This is a genomic window from Maritimibacter sp. DP1N21-5 (genome assembly GCF_019218295.1).
In the GTDB taxonomy this organism is placed as follows: Bacteria; Pseudomonadota; Alphaproteobacteria; order Rhodobacterales; family Rhodobacteraceae; genus Maritimibacter.
In genome coordinates this window covers 451,796-468,845 of sequence record NZ_JAHUZF010000004.1, presented here as the reverse complement: position 1 = coordinate 468,845, position 17,050 = coordinate 451,796, and the positions used below count along the sequence as shown (strand labels likewise).

Annotated in this window: 17 protein-coding genes, 1 tRNA gene and 1 riboswitch; of the genes, 8 read left to right on the top strand and 10 right to left on the bottom strand. The window is 64.5% G+C overall.

Features of this window, described 5'->3' with window-relative positions:
* Positions 1–11: 11 nt before the first annotated feature.
* The 5 genes from KJP29_RS06855 to KJP29_RS06835 form a co-directional block, all read right to left on the bottom strand.
* Complete coding sequence (locus KJP29_RS06855) at positions 12–1,367, bottom strand: TrkH family potassium uptake protein (RefSeq protein WP_218462815.1); 1,356 nt, start codon at positions 1,365–1,367, stop codon at positions 12–14.
* Between the two features lie 3 nt (positions 1,368–1,370).
* On the bottom strand, positions 1,371–2,033 hold the full coding sequence (locus KJP29_RS06850; RefSeq protein WP_218462814.1) for a TrkA family potassium uptake protein: 663 nt from the start codon (positions 2,031–2,033) through the stop codon (positions 1,371–1,373).
* Positions 2,034–2,122: 89 nt separating this feature from the next.
* Complete coding sequence (locus tag KJP29_RS06845; protein WP_218462813.1) at positions 2,123–2,905, bottom strand: ATP-binding cassette domain-containing protein; 783 nt, start codon at positions 2,903–2,905, stop codon at positions 2,123–2,125.
* Positions 2,902–3,981 carry an ABC transporter permease gene (locus KJP29_RS06840; protein WP_218462812.1) on the bottom strand — a complete coding sequence of 360 codons (1,080 nt, stop codon included), beginning with the start codon at positions 3,979–3,981 and terminating at the stop codon, positions 2,902–2,904. The genes KJP29_RS06845 and KJP29_RS06840 overlap by 4 nt, the downstream gene beginning before the upstream one ends.
* 95 nt (positions 3,982–4,076) lie before the next feature.
* Entirely contained in the window at positions 4,077–5,084 is a 1,008-nt protein-coding gene (locus KJP29_RS06835; RefSeq protein WP_218462811.1) for a sugar ABC transporter substrate-binding protein, read from the bottom strand.
* A 192-nt stretch (positions 5,085–5,276) separates the two neighbouring features.
* On the opposite strand from KJP29_RS06835, the gene KJP29_RS06830 reads away from it, so the two are divergent.
* A complete protein-coding gene (locus tag KJP29_RS06830; protein WP_370630844.1) occupies positions 5,277–6,464 on the top strand; it encodes an ROK family transcriptional regulator in 1,188 nt (395 codons plus the stop codon).
* Between the two features lie 16 nt (positions 6,465–6,480).
* On the opposite strand, the gene KJP29_RS06825 is transcribed toward KJP29_RS06830, so the two are convergent.
* Positions 6,481–7,341 carry a branched-chain amino acid aminotransferase gene (locus tag KJP29_RS06825; protein ID WP_218462810.1) on the bottom strand — a complete coding sequence of 287 codons (861 nt, stop codon included), beginning with the start codon at positions 7,339–7,341 and terminating at the stop codon, positions 6,481–6,483.
* 230 nt (positions 7,342–7,571) lie between these two features.
* On the bottom strand, positions 7,572–8,195 hold the full coding sequence (locus tag KJP29_RS06820; protein WP_218462809.1) for a gamma-glutamylcyclotransferase family protein: 624 nt from the start codon (positions 8,193–8,195) through the stop codon (positions 7,572–7,574).
* 72 nt (positions 8,196–8,267) lie between these two features.
* Positions 8,268–8,366, top strand: a riboswitch (glycine riboswitch).
* Between the two features lie 127 nt (positions 8,367–8,493).
* On the opposite strand from KJP29_RS06820, the gene gcvT reads away from it, so the two are divergent.
* Genes gcvT through gcvP form a run of 5 tightly spaced genes read left to right on the top strand, consistent with a single transcriptional unit; the run spans position 8,494 to position 13,634 of the window.
* On the top strand, positions 8,494–9,588 hold the full coding sequence (gene gcvT / locus KJP29_RS06815; protein WP_218462808.1) for a glycine cleavage system aminomethyltransferase GcvT: 1,095 nt from the start codon (positions 8,494–8,496) through the stop codon (positions 9,586–9,588).
* A 17-nt stretch (positions 9,589–9,605) separates the two neighbouring features.
* Positions 9,606–9,965 (top strand): glycine cleavage system protein GcvH, encoded by a 360-nt coding sequence (gene gcvH, locus KJP29_RS06810; RefSeq protein WP_218462807.1) that lies wholly within the window; start codon positions 9,606–9,608, stop codon positions 9,963–9,965.
* Positions 9,962–10,426, top strand: coding sequence for an SRPBCC domain-containing protein (locus tag KJP29_RS06805; protein ID WP_218462806.1), 465 nt, complete (start codon positions 9,962–9,964; stop codon positions 10,424–10,426). The genes gcvH and KJP29_RS06805 overlap by 4 nt, the downstream gene beginning before the upstream one ends.
* On the top strand, positions 10,423–10,776 hold the full coding sequence (locus tag KJP29_RS06800; protein ID WP_218462805.1) for a VOC family protein: 354 nt from the start codon (positions 10,423–10,425) through the stop codon (positions 10,774–10,776). The genes KJP29_RS06805 and KJP29_RS06800 overlap by 4 nt, the downstream gene beginning before the upstream one ends.
* Before the next feature lie 11 nt (positions 10,777–10,787).
* Complete coding sequence (gene gcvP, locus KJP29_RS06795; RefSeq protein WP_218462804.1) at positions 10,788–13,634, top strand: aminomethyl-transferring glycine dehydrogenase; 2,847 nt, start codon at positions 10,788–10,790, stop codon at positions 13,632–13,634.
* Positions 13,635–13,758: 124 nt separating this feature from the next.
* On the opposite strand, the gene KJP29_RS06790 is transcribed toward gcvP, so the two are convergent.
* From KJP29_RS06790 to KJP29_RS06780, 3 genes are all read right to left on the bottom strand, one after another.
* Complete coding sequence (locus KJP29_RS06790) at positions 13,759–14,940, bottom strand: geranylgeranyl reductase family protein (RefSeq protein WP_218462803.1); 1,182 nt, start codon at positions 14,938–14,940, stop codon at positions 13,759–13,761.
* On the bottom strand, positions 14,937–16,130 hold the full coding sequence (locus KJP29_RS06785; RefSeq protein WP_218462802.1) for a geranylgeranyl reductase family protein: 1,194 nt from the start codon (positions 16,128–16,130) through the stop codon (positions 14,937–14,939). The genes KJP29_RS06790 and KJP29_RS06785 overlap by 4 nt, the downstream gene beginning before the upstream one ends.
* 61 nt (positions 16,131–16,191) lie before the next feature.
* A complete protein-coding gene (locus KJP29_RS06780; RefSeq protein ID WP_218462801.1) occupies positions 16,192–16,377 on the bottom strand; it encodes a hypothetical protein in 186 nt (61 codons plus the stop codon).
* A 71-nt stretch (positions 16,378–16,448) separates the two neighbouring features.
* Here KJP29_RS06780 and trxC point away from each other — a divergent pair, with 71 nt between their 5' ends.
* Both trxC and KJP29_RS06770 read left to right on the top strand, forming a co-directional pair.
* Entirely contained in the window at positions 16,449–16,895 is a 447-nt protein-coding gene (gene trxC / locus KJP29_RS06775) for a thioredoxin TrxC (protein WP_218462800.1), read from the top strand.
* 68 nt (positions 16,896–16,963) lie between these two features.
* Positions 16,964–17,039, top strand: a tRNA-Ala gene (locus KJP29_RS06770).
* Positions 17,040–17,050 lie beyond the last annotated feature (11 nt).

The window sequence follows — 17,050 nt, the reverse complement described above, 5'->3', positions numbered from 1 at the left end:
GGCGCCGGGACCTAGCCCAGATGCACCTGCCCCTCCGGATAACGAAGCCGCGGCGTGGTGCGCGTGGCGAGGAAGAAGCCGAGCGTCAGGGGGCCGACGCGCCCGAGAAACATGATCGCAATGATGATCGCGCGGCCAAGGTCGGACAGTTCGGTCGTATAGCCGCGCGAGAGGCCCACGGTTCCAAAGGCAGAGGCGACTTCGAACGAAATGTCGAGGAAATCGCCGTCATGGCTCATCGTCACGACGAAGATGCCGACAAAGACCGTCACCAGCGAAATCGCCGTCAGGGCCATGACCTTCAGCACCTGCTCGAGCCCGATCGACCGCCCGAAGGCGTGAAGCTGGGTCTGCCGCCGGAAGAAGGCCACCGTGGCCAGGATCATAACGACGAAGGTCGTCACCTTGATACCGCCCGCGGTCGAGGTCGGGCCACCGCCGATCAGCATCAGCGAGATGAACATCATCGAGGTTGAATCATGGAGGCCCGAGATGTCGGTGGTGTTGAACCCCGCTGTCCGTGTGGTGACCCCCTGGAACCAGCTCACCACCAGCTTCTGTCCCGTGCCGTCCAGACCTCCCAGCGTCGCCGGATTGGTCCACTCCAGCGCCGCAAAGCCAGCCACCGACCAGGGGATCAGGATCGCGGTGCCCAGAAGCATGGTCTTTGTGTGAAGCGTCCATTGATGCCGCCGGCGCCGTCCGAAGACATCCTGAAGGACGACATAGCCAATACCACCCACGATGAAGAGCGCGGGGATCACGATGTTCACGACGGGGTCGAGTGCGAAAGGCACGAGCCCTGCGGAAAAGGTCGAGAAGCCTGCGTTGTTGAAGGCCGATATGGAATGGAAGGCAGCCGCCCAAAGCCCCGCGCCCAGACCGAAGTCGGGAACGAAGGTGATCGCGAGCAGAAGCGCACCGACCCCTTCGCAGATGAGGACGACCTTGAGGATCGTCTTCACGAGCTTCGTCAACTGATACATGGACGACTGGTTCAGGTCTTCGCGCAGATAGGTCTCGCCGGTCAGTCCCAGGGGCATGCCCAGCGCCGCCAGAACGAGCACGGCGAAGGTCATGAGACCGAGTCCGCCAAGCTGGATCAGCACCATGAGCACCAGCTGTCCGAACCCCGTCAGGTCCGCGCCGATATCGAAGACGGCGAGCCCCGTCACGGTCACGGCAGAGGTCGCGGTGAAGATCGCGTCGGACCAACTAAGCGGCACCGTCCGCGAGATAGGCAACATCAGGAGCACGCTGCCCACGATCACCAGCGCCCCATAAAGCAGCGCAAGCACGAGCGGCGCGGGAATACCCGACAGCCTTCGGGCAAGGCTCAGGCGTTTCGTGTAACGCGGGCGCGCCATGGGTCAGAGCCGGTCGCCGAAGTACTGCAAATCCGGCCTGCGGCCCAGAAGGAGCAGCTTGTCGCCCTTCTCGAGCGTGAGGTTCGGCGTGTCGGGGGAAAGGTGCTCGGTCCCGCGCATCATGCCCAGAAGCCGCAAATCGTGGGTGGCGCCGATGCCCAGCGTGTGAAGCTCGCGTCCTTCGAGGCGCGCGGGTATGACGACGTTGACCACCGAAAACCCGTTGCCCAGCGACATGTAGTCCGTCACGGCCGGGTTGTTCAGCATCTGCGCCGTGTGCCGGCCCATCTCCTGTTCCGGCAGGATTACCCGGTCGGCCCCGATCTTGGACAGGATGCGGTGATGGGTCTTGTTGTTGGCCTTGACCCAGATCGTCCCCACACCGAGCATCTTGAGGTTCATCGTCGCAAGGATCGACGCCTCGAGGTCCGTGCCGATGGCGACCAGCGCGACATCGTAACGGTCGATTCCCGCTTCGCGCAGGGCAAGCTCGTCCCTTGCGTCGAGGATGACGGTTGCCGGAAGGACGCCGGAAGCCCGGGACACATGCCCTTCGTCCGCGTCGATTCCGATCACGTGATTGCCGAACCTTGCCAGTTCGAGAGCCACCGTGCCGCCAAAGGCCCCAAGGCCGATGACGGCGAAACTGCGTTCTTCGCGCGCCATGATCCCCTTCCGGATCGTAACTCCGAAGGGTTTAATGCCGCAGCGCGCCGGGAAGTTCCACGGTTTTCTGCCGCAGCGCTGAACCGGGATCAGGCGGCGTCCTGCTCCGGCTGCTTCGCCCCGGTCATGAGCGCGACCGCGTCCGACATGGAATGTGTCTTCGGGTCGATGACACAGAGCCTGCGGCCAAGGCGGTGAACGTGGATTCGGTCAGCCACCTCGAACACATGCGGCATGTTGTGCGAGATCAGGATGATCGGCACCCCGCGCGAACGCACGTCCTGAATGAGGTCGAGCACCCGCCGGCTTTCCTTGACGCCCAGGGCCGCCGTAGGTTCATCGAGGATGATGACCTTGGACCCGAAGGCCGCCGCCCGTGCGACGGCGACACCCTGCCGCTGCCCACCGGAGAGCGTTTCGACCGCTTGGTCGATGTCCTGAATGGTCATCAGCCCGAGGTCGTTGAGCTTTTCGCGGGCGAAATCCCGCATCTTCCCATTGTCGAGCTTGCGCAGAAACTTGCCTGCGAAACCCGGCGCGCGCAGTTCTCGCCCCATGAACATGTTGTCCACGATGGAGAGCGCCGGAGACAGCGCGAGCGTCTGGTAGACTGTCGCGATGCCCGCGTCCTGTGCTTCGAGCGGCGAGGCGAAGTGCACGGGCTTGCCGTTCAGCTCCACCGAGCCCTCGTCAGGCTGGACGGCACCGGAGATCGCCTTGATCAGCGTGGACTTGCCGGCCCCGTTGTCGCCGATCACGGCGAGGATCTCGCCCGGCATCAAGTCGAAGTCGCAATTGTCGAGCGCGGTGACACGGCCATATCGCTTGGTCAGTCCGCGGGCCTTGAGCATCGGTTGCACTGCCTGGGTCATGCCGAGACCTTTCTGATCCATTGGTCGATGGCGACCGCGATGATGATGAGCCAGCCGATGGAGAAGACCTGCCAGAGCACATCGACGCCGGCCAGACGAAGACCCGAGTTGAACACGCCCACGATCAGCGCGCCGAAAAGCGCGCCAAGGATCGACCCGCGTCCGCCGAAGAGCGAGATCCCTCCCACCACGACCGCCGTGATGGATTGCAGGTTGCCCTCGTAGAAGGCCTGCGGGCTGATAGAGCCGACGCGCCCGATCGACGCCCAAGCCGCGATTGCGCAGACAAGACCTGCGAGCATGTAGACGGACAGAAGCGTGCGATCCGTGCGGATGCCTGCCAGTTCGGCGGCCTCCTTGTCATCGCCCACGGCATAGACGTGCCGGCCCCAGGCGGTCTTGTTGAGCATGTACCAGAGCACGGCGAAGACCACGACCATCAGGATCGAGCCATAGGAAATCCGCGCCGCGCCAATGGCGATGTTCTCTCCGAAGAACTTGAGAAGTGGCGCTTCGGCGTCGATGTCCTGCGACCGGATCGACTGTGCGCCGGAGAGCCACAAATTGAGTGCGTAGAAGATCGACCAAGTGCCCAGCGTCGTGATGAAGGGGGGGAGCTTGACCTTGGTCACGAGGAACCCGTTCATGAGTCCTGCTCCAGCACCCCCGACAAAAGCCACAAGCAAGGCGATGGGCGCCGGCACGCCAAGATAGACGGCGAGGTTGCCCGCGACCACCGACATGAGCACCATGATCGCCGCCACCGACAGGTCGATGCCCGCCGTCAGGATGATCAGCGACTGCGCGGCGGCGAGGATGCCGATGATCGACACTTGCTGCATGATCAAGGTCAGGTTGAAGGCGGAAAAGAACTTGCCACCGGCGATCAATCCGAAGACGCCGATGGCGGCCACCAGAACTATGACCGGCACCAGTGTCGGGTTGCCGTGCAGCACGTGCTGGACGGTCTCGACCGGCGTTCTCTTGCGCACGAAAGTGGCGACGGAGCGGTCGCTCTTGTCGAGCTCCCGTTCGAAGTCCTGACCGTGCTTCGGGGTGGAGGTCGTGTCAGACATGGCTCATCCTTCTGCCGCTCTGGCCAAAGGGGTGGAAAAAGGACGGGAGGGACGCAAGAGCCCCTCCCTCCGGTGTCAGGAGGTCAGGACCGGGATCAGCCCCAGCATTTCTCGAGCGCTTCCGCCGAGGTGATCGAAGGGATGCCCTCCACCGGCTCGTCGGTCACAAGCTCGACGCCCGTGTTGAAGAAGTCGAGCCCTTCCGTGTTCGCGGGCTTGGTGCCGTCTTCCGCGAAGGCTGCGATCGCCTCGATACCCTTGGACGCCATGAGCAGCGGGAACTGCATGGAGGTCGCGCCGATCACGCCTTCGGCCACGTTCTGGACGCCCGGACAACCACCGTCGACGGACACGATGAGCGCCTGCTCTTCCAGCCCGACCGACTTCAGCGCCTCATAGGCGCCCGCCGCAGCGGGTTCGTTGATCGTGTAGACCACGTTCACGCCGGGGTCCTTCTGAAGCAGGTTCTCCATCGCGGTGCGCCCGCCTTCTTCGTTGCCGTTGGTCACGTCGTTGCCGACGATACGCGGGTCATCCTCGTCGCCGATGTCCTTGGGATCCTTGATGTCCACGCCGAACCCCTGAAGGAAGCCGTTGTTGCGCAGATAATCGACCGAGACTTCGGACGGGTTCAGGTCGAGCATGGCGATCTTGGCGTCCGCCGTATCGCCCATCTTGGCGGCGGCCCACTGGCCGATCAGCTCACCGGCAAGGAAGTTGTCGGTGGCGAAGGTGGCGTCAGCCGTGTCCGCGGGTTCGAAGGGCGTATCGAGCGCGATGACGAGCGCACCAGCCTCGCGGGCTTGCGTCACGACAGGGGCGAGCGCCCGGCTATCCGAGGGCGTGATCAGGATGCCTTTGGCGCCGGAGGCGATGCAGCTCTCCACGGCGGCGATCTGGGTTTCCACGTCGCCGTCGATCTTGCCCGCATAGGTGTTGAGCGTGATGCCCATTTCCTCGGCCTTGGCCTGTGCGCCTTCTTTCATTTTCACGAAGAAGGGGTTGGTGTCGGTCTTGGTGACCAGGCAGGCGGTGGTTTCGGCGAACGCCGCGCCGGATACGAGAGCGAGCGCGATCGCACTTGTGGCGAGAAGTTTGGTCATGGAGGTCCTCCCAGATGTCCATGTGGAGTGCCTGTCCGGCACATATGTGAACGACGTCCTCATCGTCGTTATGCCAGATAGAAACCGCGATTCTGGTCGGGCGTCAATAAATAAATCCACTTGATTTAATAATTATCGACTGTCACCTTGCACCAGCCTTGACTAGGAAGTCGCATCGGGGAGGAGCGGGTCTTGGACGGAAACGACACCATGCAGCCAGAGCGATACGCGAGCGGCGCCGGCGTGAACCAGCTTGGCGCAAGGGCGCATAACGAAAGGCTGATCCTGTCGCTCGTGCAACGCAACGGGGCGCTTCCCGGAGCGGAGATCGCAAAGCTCACCGGCCTCTCGGCCCAGACGGTGTCCAACATCCTGAGGAAACTCGAAGCGGACGGGCTCCTGAGCCGGGGCGCGCCACAGCGTCGTGGCGTAGGCAAACCGTCGATCCCCATGGGCATCGACCCGGACGGGGCCTTGTCCTTCGGGATGAAGCTCGGCCGTCGGACGGCAGACCTCGCCGTGCTCGATCTGACCGGCAAGGTGCTCGGACAGCGTCTTGTAACCTACCCCTACCCGATGCCCGACGCGGTCTTCGGTTTTCTGCGCGACGGGATGGAGGAGCTCGCCCGCGACCTGAGCGACCGGCAACGCGGCAACATCGTCGGCATCGGGATCGCTGCGCCCAGCGAGATGTGGAACTGGATCGACGCCCTCGGCGCACCGCGCGATTTCACGGTCTGGCGCGACATCGACATCGCCGAGGAAGTCGCCCGATTCTCCGACCTGCCGATCTTCATCGACAATGACGCGACGGCGGCCTGCCGCGCGGAACACCACTTCGGACGCGGGCGCGCCGTGGAGGACTACGCCTATTTTTTCATTGGCTCCTTCGTGGGCGGCGGTGTCGTCATGAACGGCGCGGTCATCGACGGAGTGCAGGGCAACGCCGGCGCTTTCGGGTCGATCCACGTGCCCGGCCGGGACGGCGCCAATGTGCAGCTCATCGAGGAGGCATCGCTTTACCTCCTTCAGGAGTCCCTGGAGCAGATCGGCATCGACGGACTCGAAATGTGGCGCATGCCGCAGGACTGGTCGGGTTTCGGTGTCGAGGTCGAGCGCTGGATCGAACGGACGGCCCGGGGGCTCGCCCATGCGAGCCGCTCGATCTGCGCGGTGATCGACTTCCCCACCGTGCTGATCGACGGCGCCTTCCCTGACGAGGTTCGCGACCGCCTGGTCTATCGCACCCGTGCGCTTCTGGCCGAACAGGATACGCGCGGTCTCATGCCTCCCCGGATCGAACCCGCGTCGATCGGCGGCAACGCCCGCGTGATCGGTGCCGCAAGCGCGCCGCTCTTCTCGCGCTATTTCCTCGCCTGAACCCGGTTGGAGCGGGTCACGCGGAATGCGCCCAGTCCCAGTAGAGATCGCGCACACGCCGTGTCACGGGACCATGCTGATACATGGTGCCGTCGAATTCGGTCACTGGTGTAACCTTGTTCATGTTGCCCGACAGGAACACCTCGTCCGCGTCGCGGAAGTCGTCGAAGCTCAACACGCTTTCGTGGACCGTCACGCCATCGGCCCGCAGGTTGGCGATATGGCGGGCGCGGGTGATGCCCGACAGGAAAGTGCCGTTCGGGACCGGCGTTAAGACCTCGCCATCCCTGACCATGAAGACATTGGCGCTCGCGGTTTCGGCCACATTGCCCAGCGCGTCGGCGACGAGCGCGTTGCCGTAGCCTTTGGACCGGGCCTCGGCCAGCATGCGCGCGTTGTTGGGATAGAGGCAGCCGGCCTTTGCATTGCAGACGGAATCCTCCAGCACCGGGCGACGGAAGCGCGTGGTGGTCAGCGTGGTCGACGCATCCGGGGCGGCCATCGGGATCTCTTCGAGCGAAATGGCGAACCCCGCGTCGCCCTCGCCGGGCACGATCCCCATGTAACCGCCGTCGATGCCCCAATACATCGGACGGATATAGACCGCCGTGTCCTTGGGATAGAGCGACAGACCCTCCCGCACGATGTCGAGCATGTCTTCGGTCGAGACGGCCGGACGAAGCATCAGCGCCTCGGCCGACCGGTTGACCCGCGCCAGATGCCGGTCGAGGTCGGGCGCAAGACCATTCACATAGCGCGCACCGTCGAAGACCGTCGACCCGAGCCAGGCGCCGTGATCGGCAGCCCGCATCACGGGCACATCGCCTTCGTGCCATGTGCCGTCGAAATAGGTGCGCAGGTTGGTGCCGGTCGCCATGGCGGTCTCCTTCTGTCTGGAGCGCGACATTAGGAGCGCTCCGCCGGAAGGTCCAGCCGCCAGCAGAGGCGAAAGGCGCCCCCGGCCATGGACCGGGGGCGCAAGTCAGGCGCGCAGGGATAGATAGGGACAGGCGCGCGGCCCGCTTGCCGGGATGGGCTGGGAATCGCGGGCAGGGTCACGCTAGCGGGGAGATGATTCCGAAATGTGACCATGCCGCACAGGACCGATCAGCCGCGCAGGACCCGCGCGCCGACAGCCTGCAGCATCTCGTCCACCAGCCGCCGCTCGCCATCGGCCAACAGCCGGTGACGCGCATAGATCGGATGCGCCCGGTCATCGAGGATCGGCACATCCCAGCCTTGTGTCGTCGCGAAGAAGCGTTCGACCCCGGCGCGACCATATTCCGTGAGGAACCCCTGCACCACGACATCGAGGTAGGACAGGATCACGGGGTCGTCCGGACCGGGCACATGGGCCTCGTCCTCGGGCACGGCATAGATCGCGATGTCGAGCTCACGCCCGACGGGGTGGGTCACCGACCGGCTCGCGTCGAGCCGGGCATAGGCCGCCTCGCGTTCGTCGAGCACGGCCCAATCGGCGCCGGGAACCGCCGCGATCAGCCCGTCGATGGTCGTGTCGGGGTCGGGCACCACGGTCAGGAAGCAGCGCTGCCGCCGGGGCGATTTTCGCCACGCCCGACGCCAGCCGGTGACGGTAGCCCGATGCGCATCGGAATAGTCATGGGTGCTGCGGTTCACAAGGGATCCATACCCGAAGAAATAAGGATCGCCGGCGTGAGGCGGGTCGTCGTCGGCGAGGCGGGCCCGGTCTGGGTCGAACAAATGGGTCATGTCGGAAATGTTTGCGCAAGCGTCGTGTTTGGCAAGCCTTGTGCGCAGACCGCTCCTCCCTATAACCTCCGCTCGACCACGTTGGGAGAATCTGGCGCGCCGAAAGACCCGCGCCGGTGCCGAAGGAGCAACCGCCCCGGAACCTCTCAGGCAAAAGGACCGCGTGGGAGGACACTCTGGAGAGAGGCGCATCGCGCGTCCGCCGAAGGGATAACGATCTCAGGCGACAGGACAGAGGGGGCATCGGTGGGCCGCGGGGCCTGAAGATGCCGGGCCGTCGCCCGGTCTGGGAGACACGATGAGCGACTTGAAGCGCACGGGGCTTTACGATCTGCATCTGGAACTGGGTGCCAAGATGGTGTCTTTCGCGGGCTGGGAGATGCCCGTTCAATACCCGATGGGCGTGCTCAAGGAGCATCTGCACACCCGCGCCGACGCTGGCCTTTTCGACGTGAGCCACATGGGTCAGATCATCCTGCGCACCGACCCCGCCGCGCTGGAAGCGCTCGTGCCGGTCGATGTGATCGGCCTGCCGGAAGGCCGCCAGCGATATGCGCTGTTCACAAATGACGAGGGCGGCATCCTCGACGATCTGATGATTGCGAACCGTGGCGATCACCTGTTCGTCGTCGTGAATGCCGCCATGGCGGAACAGGACGTCGCCCATCTGCGCCGCGCTTTGGGCGATGCGGTCGAACCTGTCACAAATCGCGCCTTGCTCGCCCTGCAAGGACCGAAATCCGAGGATGTTCTTGCAGAAATCACGCCTTCGGTTGTGACGATGCGGTTCATGGATGTTGCCGTGGTCGACAGTGACTTCGGGGATCTTTGGATCAGCCGGTCGGGATATGCGGGTGAGGACGGGTTCGAAATCTCGGTGGCCGACGACCGGGCCGAGGTCCTCGCACGCGCGCTCCTCGCCCATCCATCGGTCGCGCCCATTGGCCTAGGCGCGCGGGATTCGCTCCGGCTCGAAGCCGGTCTGCCGCTCTATGGTTCGGACCTCGACACGACCACGACACCCGTGGAAGCCGACCTCGGCTGGGCGATCCAGAAAGTCCGGCGCACCGCCCGGACCGGGTTTCCCGGCGCGCATACCATCCTCAATCAACTGTCCCACGGCCCGGCGCGCAGACGTGTCGGACTCGCCCCGAAAGGGCGGGCCCCGATGCGGGCGGGTGTCGAACTCTTCGCCAACGACACCGACCAGACCCCGGTCGGCCATATCACATCCGGCGCCTTCGGCCCCTCGGTCGAAGCGCCGATCTCGATGGGCTATGTCGCGACGGAACATTCCGCGCCCGGAACCCTTCTCTATGGCGAGTTGCGTGGCAAACGGCTTCCCGTCGCCGTCACCGCACTCCCCTTCCGACCCGCAACCTACAAACGCTGACCTGACAGAGGCCCGACATGAAATACACTGAACAACACGAATGGCTCGACGAAGACGAAGGCATCGTCACCGTGGGCATCACCGCCCATGCGGCCGAGCAACTGGGCGATATCGTTTTCGTGGAACTGCCCGAGGTCGGCAGCGAAGTCTCCAAGGACGACGAGGTCGTGGTGATCGAAAGCGTCAAGGCGGCTTCGGACATCCTGGCACCCCTTGATGGGGAGATCGTCGAAGTGAACGACCCGCTCACCGATGACCCCGGCAAGGTGAACGAGGACCCCGAGGGCGAGGCCTGGTTCTTCAAGATCCGGGTCGAGGATCTGTCCGAACTCGACGACTACATGACCGAGGCCGAGTACAAGAAGTTCATCTCTTGACGGATCGGACCGATACGGCGTCGCGCGTGATCCGCGCGACGCCAGAGGCGATCTGGCAGGCGCAGGTGGACCCGGTACGGCTTGCCCGGTGGTTGCCGCCCGAAGGAGCGACGATGGAGGTTCTGGCCCTCAATCCCGTGCCTGGGGGCGACTATCACCTGCGACTGACCTTTGCCGAAACAACAGGTGGACAGGGCAAGACGGACGCGACCACCGACGAGGTGAACGGCCGTTTTGTGACGCTCGCCCCGTTATCGCAGCTTGTGCAGGACGTGGACTTCGTCTCGGACGACCCGGCCTTCTCGGGCACCATGCGGATGACCTGGGACATGACGCCGGTCGAGGGCGGCACGCGGGTGACGATAACGGCCACGCATGTTCCCGAAGGCATCAGCGCCGAGAGCCACCTCGAAGGTCTGACCTCCTCGCTCGACAACCTCGCGCGGGAGGTCGAGACATGACCGTCAAACGCATCGTCCCGAACCTGCGCGCCTCGAATCCGGCGGCGCTGGCCCGTTTCTATGCCGAGGTCTTCGACCTCACCGTTCCGATGGATATGGGCTGGATCGCGTTTCTCCAGAACGAAACCACGCATCAGCTCGAACTCCACACGGCCTCCGAAGGCGGATCGGGCACACCGCTGCCCGTGGTCTCCATCGAGGTCGACAACTTCGACGACACGCTCGCCCGGCTGAACCGCCTCGGCCACGCGCCGGACTACGGTCCGGTGGACGAACCTTGGGGTATCCGCCGCTTCTACTTTTCCGACCCGGAGGGAAACCTCGTGAACGTGGTCACCCATATCTCTTGACGGATTACGACATGACCTTCGCGCTGACCGGCTATGACCCCTACGACTTCGCCAACCGCCGCCACATAGGCCCCTCGCCCGCCGAGATGGAAGACATGCTGAAGGTGATCGGTGTCGAGAGCCTCGACGCCCTGATTGACGAGACGATCCCAAAGAGCCTGCGGCAGGACACGCCCCTCGACTTCGGCGCGCCCCTGTCCGAGCGCGACATGCTGCACCGGATGCGCAGCGTGGCCGACCAGAACCACGTGCTGACGAGCCTCCTGGGCCAAGGCTATCACGGCACCGTCACCCCGCCCGCGATCCAGCGCAACATCCTCGAAAACCCGGCGTGGTATACCGCCTATACCCCCTACCAGCCCGAGATTTCGCAAGGCCGGCTGGAAGCGCTTCTGAACTACCAGACGATGATTTCCGACCTGACCGGGCTCGACGTCGCCAATGCGTCGCTTCTGGACGAAGCGACCGCCTGTGCAGAAGCCATGGTCATGGCCGAACGCGTGGCGAAGTCCAAGGCGCGGGGGTTCTTCGTCGATCAGGGCTGTCATCCGCAGAACATCGCCGTGATGAAGACCCGCGCCGCGCCGCTCGGGATCGAGGTGATCGTCGGTGATCCCGATGCGCTCGACCCCGGCGCGGTCTTCGGGGCGATCTTCCAGTATCCCGGCACCCACGGGCACCTGCTCGACCTTACACCCCTGATGGACGCGCTCCACGACGCGAATGCCATCGGAATCGTGTCGGCCGACCCCCTTGCCCTGACGCTTCTAAAGGAACCGGGCGCGATGGGCGCGGACATCGCGGTGGGCACGACCCAGCGCTTCGGCGTCCCGATGGGATACGGCGGACCGCATGCCGCCTACATGGCGACCCGCGACGCCTTCAAGCGGCAGATGCCGGGGCGGATCGTCGGGGTGTCGATCGACGCGCGGGGTAACAAGGCCTATCGCCTGTCGCTCCAGACCCGCGAACAGCATATCCGGCGCGAGAAGGCCACGTCGAACGTCTGCACCGCGCAAGCGCTTCTCGCCGTGATGGCGAGCTTCTATGCGGTCTTCCACGGGCCGGAGGGGCTGAAGGCCATTGCGCAGCGCGTCCACCTGAAGACCCTGCGCATGGCCGAGCGTCTGGAAGCGGCCGGGTTCGAGGTCGAACCCAAGGCCTTCTTCGACACGATCACCGTCGACGTCGGACTGCTCCAGAAAGGCGTGATCCATGCCGCCCGCCAGCAGGGCGTGAACCTGCGCCCGGTGGGCAAGACCAAGGTCGGCATCACCATGGACGAGGCCACCCGCGACGAGACGCTCGTCGCTGTCTGGCGCGCGTTCGGCGTCGATGCCGGCGACGCGCCTGCCACCGAGGGCCACCGGCTTCCCGAGGACCTCGCGCGGGAGAGCGATTACCTGACCCATCCGGTCTTCCACATGAACCGCGCGGAAACCGAGATGATGCGATACATGCGCCGTCTCGCCGACCGCGACCTCGCGCTCGACCGCGCGATGATCCCGCTCGGCTCCTGCACCATGAAACTGAATGCGGCAGCCGAGATGATGCCGATCTCCTGGCGCGAGTTTGCCTTCATGCATCCCTGTGCACCCGCCGCCCAGGCCAAAGGCTACCGCGCGCTGATCGAGGACCTGAAAGCCAAGCTCTGCGCGATCACCGGCTATGACGCCATGTCGATGCAGCCCAATTCCGGCGCGCAGGGGGAATATGCCGGTCTCCTGACCATCGCGGCCTATCACGCCGCGAACGGGGAAGGCGCGCGCAACATCTGCCTCATTCCGATGAGCGCCCATGGCACCAATCCGGCGTCTGCGCACATGGTCGGGATGGATGTGATCGTCGTGAAATCGGCGGCGAACGGCGACATCGATCTGGACGACTTCCGGGCCAAGGCGGAAGCCGCTGGCAACCGGCTGGCCGCCACGATGATCACCTATCCCTCGACCCACGGCGTCTTCGAGGAAACCGTGCGCCAGGTGTGCAAGATCACCCACGATCACGGCGGCCAGGTCTATATCGACGGGGCGAACCTCAATGCACTGGTCGGGCTCGTGAAACTGGGCGATCTGGGCGGCGACGTGAGCCACCTCAACCTGCACAAGACTTTTGCCATCCCGCATGGGGGCGGCGGACCGGGCATGGGCCCGATCGGCGTGAAGGCGCATTTGGCACCCCATCTGCCGGGCGATCCGCTCACCGGCGGCACGGGCGCGGTCAGTGCGGCGCCCTATGGATCGGCTTCCATCCTGCCGATCTCCTGGGGCTATATCCTGATGATGGGTGGCGCGGGGCTGACACAGGCCACGAAGGTCGCGATCCTCAACGCCAACTACATCGCCGCGCGCCTGCGCGGGGCCTATGACGTGCTCTACAAGGGGCCAACCGGCCGGGTCGCGCATGAATGTATCCTCGACACACGTCCCTTCGCCGAGAGCGCCGGGGTGACCGTGGATGACATCGCCAAGCGGCTGGTCGATTGCGGCTTCCACGCGCCGACAATGTCCTGGCCCGTGGCGGGCACACTCATGATCGAGCCGACCGAGTCCGAGACCAAGGCCGAGCTCGACCGGTTCTGCGACGCCATGCTCGCCATCCGCAACGAAATCCGCGCGATCGAGGAGGGCCGGTCGGACAGGGAGTCGAACCCGCTCAAACACGCGCCCCATACCGTCGAGGATCTCGTGGGCGCCTGGGACCGGCCCTATTCCCGCGAAGAGGGATGCTTCCCCCCGGGGGCGTTCCGGGTCGACAAATACTGGCCGCCCGTGAACCGGGTGGACAACGCTTATGGCGACCGGAACCTCGTTTGCATCTGCCCGCCGCTCGAGGATTACGCAGAGGCGGCGGAGTAGGATTTGCGGGGATCGAATGCCGCTTGCGCGGCATCCGATCCGGGGGGGGCTCTGCCCCCACACCCCCGAGGTATTTTTGAAGCAGTGAAGAGGCGCGCGGGGTCTGTGGTGGGTCGCAGAGGGTTCAGGCCCGCCGGCGGAGTTTCGCGGGCCAGGCGGTGATGCCCTTGATCGCGGAGGCGAAGGCCTTCTGCGCGAAGCGTTTCTCGACCTCGGCATAGGTCGTCTTGCCCGCGAGCACGTCGAAGAAGGACGAGGCAACCCATTGGCTTTCGGTGAGACGGCTCTTGAAATGCGTCTCGAAGGCTTCGGCATAGACGATGCCCCGGATGCGCCGGACCTTGTCGAGTTCGGACTGAATCGGTTTGACCTTGGCGAAATAGGTGCGGTCGGCTCTTGCCGGATGGCCCGCGCGGATCGCTTCTGCGGCAGCCTCGGCCGCCAGAGCACCGCTTTCGATGGCAAGCGCGATGCCTTCGCCGGTGATCGCATCGACGAAGCCCGCAGCATCGCCAGCAAGGAGCACGTTGCCGCGCCCCGGTTTCACCTTGTAGTCGCCGCCGGGCAGATGGGCGCCCTTGATCTTGACCGACGTGGGATCGACGCCCTCGTTCACGAGATACCGGTTCATCAGGGTCTTGAGGTCCTGATCCACAGACTTGATCCCGCCCAGCCCGATGGTCCGGGTCGCCCGTTTCGGGAAGTTCCAGCCATAGCCCCAGCGCACGATGCGAAAGTCGATGGACATGAGCGCATCGGGCGCGCAGGGATCGTCGACCTCGGTCTCGAACGCGAAGGCGATCTTGTCGTTGTCGAAGGCTTGGCCAAAGAGGTGCTTGGCCACCGGTGACGCCGCGCCATCCGCTCCGATAAACACGCCGTAGGTGAGCCGCCGGCCATCTTCGAGCAGGAGGGCGTTTTCCTTGTCGAGGATCTCCGCGACCCGCGTTCCCTCCATGTTGACGGCCCCGGCCCGGAGCGCCGAGCGCTGCAGCCAATGATCGAAGTCCGTCCGCATCGTATAGGTCAGGTCATAGGGCGCCTCGATCTCTCGCAGGGTCTCGCCGTTCCATTTGAAGGCGACCTTGCGGGAGGCGAGATACATGTCGTCAGGGAGTTTCGTCCCATGCACATCGGCAATCGCCGTGTGGGCGCGCGGGCTGACCAGGGCGCCGCAGAGCTTGTGCCGGGGAAACACTGACCGATCAATGAGCGCCACAGTGAGCCCGAGGTCGGCGGCCCGTTTCGCGGCGGCGGACCCCGCCGGACCCGCTCCCATCACGATGACGTCGAAATCGTCGCTCATCCCCGCACCTTTCTGGACAGTGCCTGCGGCCAGCTTCCCAGTTTCGACACCATCTTGACCATGGCATGTTTCGCCATGCGCTTCTCGATGTCGGCATAGGAGGACTGGCCCGAAACCACCTCGAACAGCGCCTCGCGCAGGCGGGTCGAGGTGCGGAGCTTTTCCTTGAACATGCCACGCGTGGCCGATCCATAGGCGATGGCGCGCATCTTCTTGACCTTCTCGAGGTCGGCCTGAATGTGTTTGACCTTGGGATAATAGGCACGGTCGGCGCGTTGCGGCCGCCCCTCGGCGATGACCTGCGCCGCGGCTTCGGCGGCATGGGCGCCGCTTTCGAGCGCGAGAGCGATGCCCTCGCCGGTGATCGCATCGACGAACCCCGCCGCATCGCCGACGAGCAGAACGTTCCCCCGTCCCGGCGTTTCGCGGTAGTCACCGAAGGGGATATGCGCGCCTTTGATCGTCACGCTGGACGGATCGAAGCCTTCGTTGCGGAGATAGCCGTCCATCGCCGCGCGCAGATCCTGATCGACGCCCCGGATCGACACGACGCCGATCGTGCGGCTTCTCGATTTGGGGAAATTCCAGCCGTATCCCCAGCGCACCACGCCGAAATCAATGGTCATCTCCGCCTGATCGGAACAGGGCGCGGGGACTTCGGTTTCATAGGCGAAGCCGATGGTGTCCGTGTCGAAGGCCTTGCCGAACAGGTGCTTGGCCAGCGGCGAGGCGACCCCGTCGGCCCCCACCAGCACCTTGTAGGTGACGCGCGTCCCATCGGCGAGGACCAGGGTGTCGTCCTGATCGAGGATGGTCTCGACCCGGGTTCCCTGACGCACCTCGGCACCCGCGGCTTCGGCCTCACGCAGGAGCCAGTGGTCGAAATCCGTGCGGTAGGTATAGATGAAATCGTAGGGCCCCTCGAAGGCGGCGAGATCCTCGCCATCCCAGCGAAAGCCCATCTTGCGGGATGCGATGTGGTAGGCGTTGGGCACATTCGCGCCGAAAATGTCCACGAGCGCCTTTTGCGAACGTGGCGTGATCCCTGCCCCGCAAAGTTTGGGGCGCGGAAAGATCGCCTTGTCGATCATCAGGACGGACAGGCCAAGGGTCCGGGCCCGTTTCGCCGCCGCCGACCCCGCCGGGCCCGCGCCCAGCACGACCAGATCGAAGGACGTGGTCTCGCTCATGCTCGTTCTTCCCGTGTCTTCGGCCCGCGTTATCAGGCCCGCGACCCCGCCGGGTCCAAGGCTACTTACGGGAAATGTCCTCTCTGGTGAAGGCGATATTGTGTCGGGCGAGCCAGTCGGCGAAACGGGCCACCTTCAAGTCGAAATCGCAGGTCGAGGGCTGGCTGTCCAAGGCCGGCTGATAGGCGACCTGAAGCGCGGTGCGCTCTTCCTCTGTGAGGTCTTGCCAGTTTCGCATATCTTTCATCCCGACCACCCTTGAACGCTGCCTTCGCCTTCCCACATATGCATCATAATGAATGTTTCCAGAGGCCCGACATGTCCCAGTCCCTGAAAATCACCTGTCTGGAGTGCGGCGCCGTGAACCGTGCGCCCTCTGACAAGCTAGGCGCGGGGCCCAAATGCGGCACCTGTGGCGCGCGGCTCATGGACGGCAAGGTCCGCGAGCTTGACCCGGCGACCCTGCAGAAAGCGTCGAAGACCGACGACGTTCCGCTGATCGTGGATTATTGGGCGCCTTGGTGCGGACCCTGCCGGATGATGGCGCCCGAGTTCCAGAAGGCCGCCCAGTCCATGAGCGGCGTCGCCCGTTTCGCCAAGATCAACACCGAAGATTTCCCCAAGGTCTCGATGAAGGCCAACATCCGGGGCATCCCGGCCCTGATCCTTTATCAGAAGGGCCGCGAGGTCGCCCGTCAGGCCGGCGCCATGCCCGCGAAATCCATCGAGGATTTCGTGCGCGCGAAATCACAGACCATTTCCTGATCGGACATGAAAACGGCCCTTCTGGCCGCTTGACAGGACGAAGAGAAAAGGCCATTTAGCACGCCGTTGGGGTCGTAGCTCAGTTGGGAGAGCGCGTCGTTCGCAATGACGAGGTCAGGGGTTCGATCCCCCTCGACTCCACCAAATTACCACCC

Bases quoted from the DNA above. Each gene is read 5' to 3' on its own strand.
- KJP29_RS06855 (WP_218462815.1), bottom strand. From the start codon at position 1,367: ATGGCGCGCCCGCGTTACACGAAACGCCTGAGCCTTGCCCGAAGGCTG.
- KJP29_RS06850 (WP_218462814.1), bottom strand. From the start codon at position 2,033: ATGGCGCGCGAAGAACGCAGTTTCGCCGTCATCGGCCTTGGGGCCTTT.
- KJP29_RS06845 (WP_218462813.1), bottom strand. From the start codon at position 2,905: ATGACCCAGGCAGTGCAACCGATGCTCAAGGCCCGCGGACTGACCAAG.
- KJP29_RS06840 (WP_218462812.1), bottom strand. From the start codon at position 3,981: ATGTCTGACACGACCTCCACCCCGAAGCACGGTCAGGACTTCGAACGG.
- KJP29_RS06835 (WP_218462811.1), bottom strand. From the start codon at position 5,084: ATGACCAAACTTCTCGCCACAAGTGCGATCGCGCTCGCTCTCGTATCC.
- KJP29_RS06825 (WP_218462810.1), bottom strand. From the start codon at position 7,341: ATGGCGACCGGCACCAACCTGCGCACCTATTTCGACGGCACATGGCAC.
- KJP29_RS06820 (WP_218462809.1), bottom strand. From the start codon at position 8,195: ATGACCCATTTGTTCGACCCAGACCGGGCCCGCCTCGCCGACGACGAC.
- gcvT (WP_218462808.1), top strand. From the start codon at position 8,494: ATGAGCGACTTGAAGCGCACGGGGCTTTACGATCTGCATCTGGAACTG.
- gcvH (WP_218462807.1), top strand. From the start codon at position 9,606: ATGAAATACACTGAACAACACGAATGGCTCGACGAAGACGAAGGCATC.
- KJP29_RS06800 (WP_218462805.1), top strand. From the start codon at position 10,423: ATGACCGTCAAACGCATCGTCCCGAACCTGCGCGCCTCGAATCCGGCG.
- gcvP (WP_218462804.1), top strand. From the start codon at position 10,788: ATGACCTTCGCGCTGACCGGCTATGACCCCTACGACTTCGCCAACCGC.
- KJP29_RS06790 (WP_218462803.1), bottom strand. From the start codon at position 14,940: ATGAGCGACGATTTCGACGTCATCGTGATGGGAGCGGGTCCGGCGGGG.
- KJP29_RS06785 (WP_218462802.1), bottom strand. From the start codon at position 16,130: ATGAGCGAGACCACGTCCTTCGATCTGGTCGTGCTGGGCGCGGGCCCG.
- KJP29_RS06780 (WP_218462801.1), bottom strand. From the start codon at position 16,377: ATGAAAGATATGCGAAACTGGCAAGACCTCACAGAGGAAGAGCGCACC.
- trxC (WP_218462800.1), top strand. From the start codon at position 16,449: ATGTCCCAGTCCCTGAAAATCACCTGTCTGGAGTGCGGCGCCGTGAAC.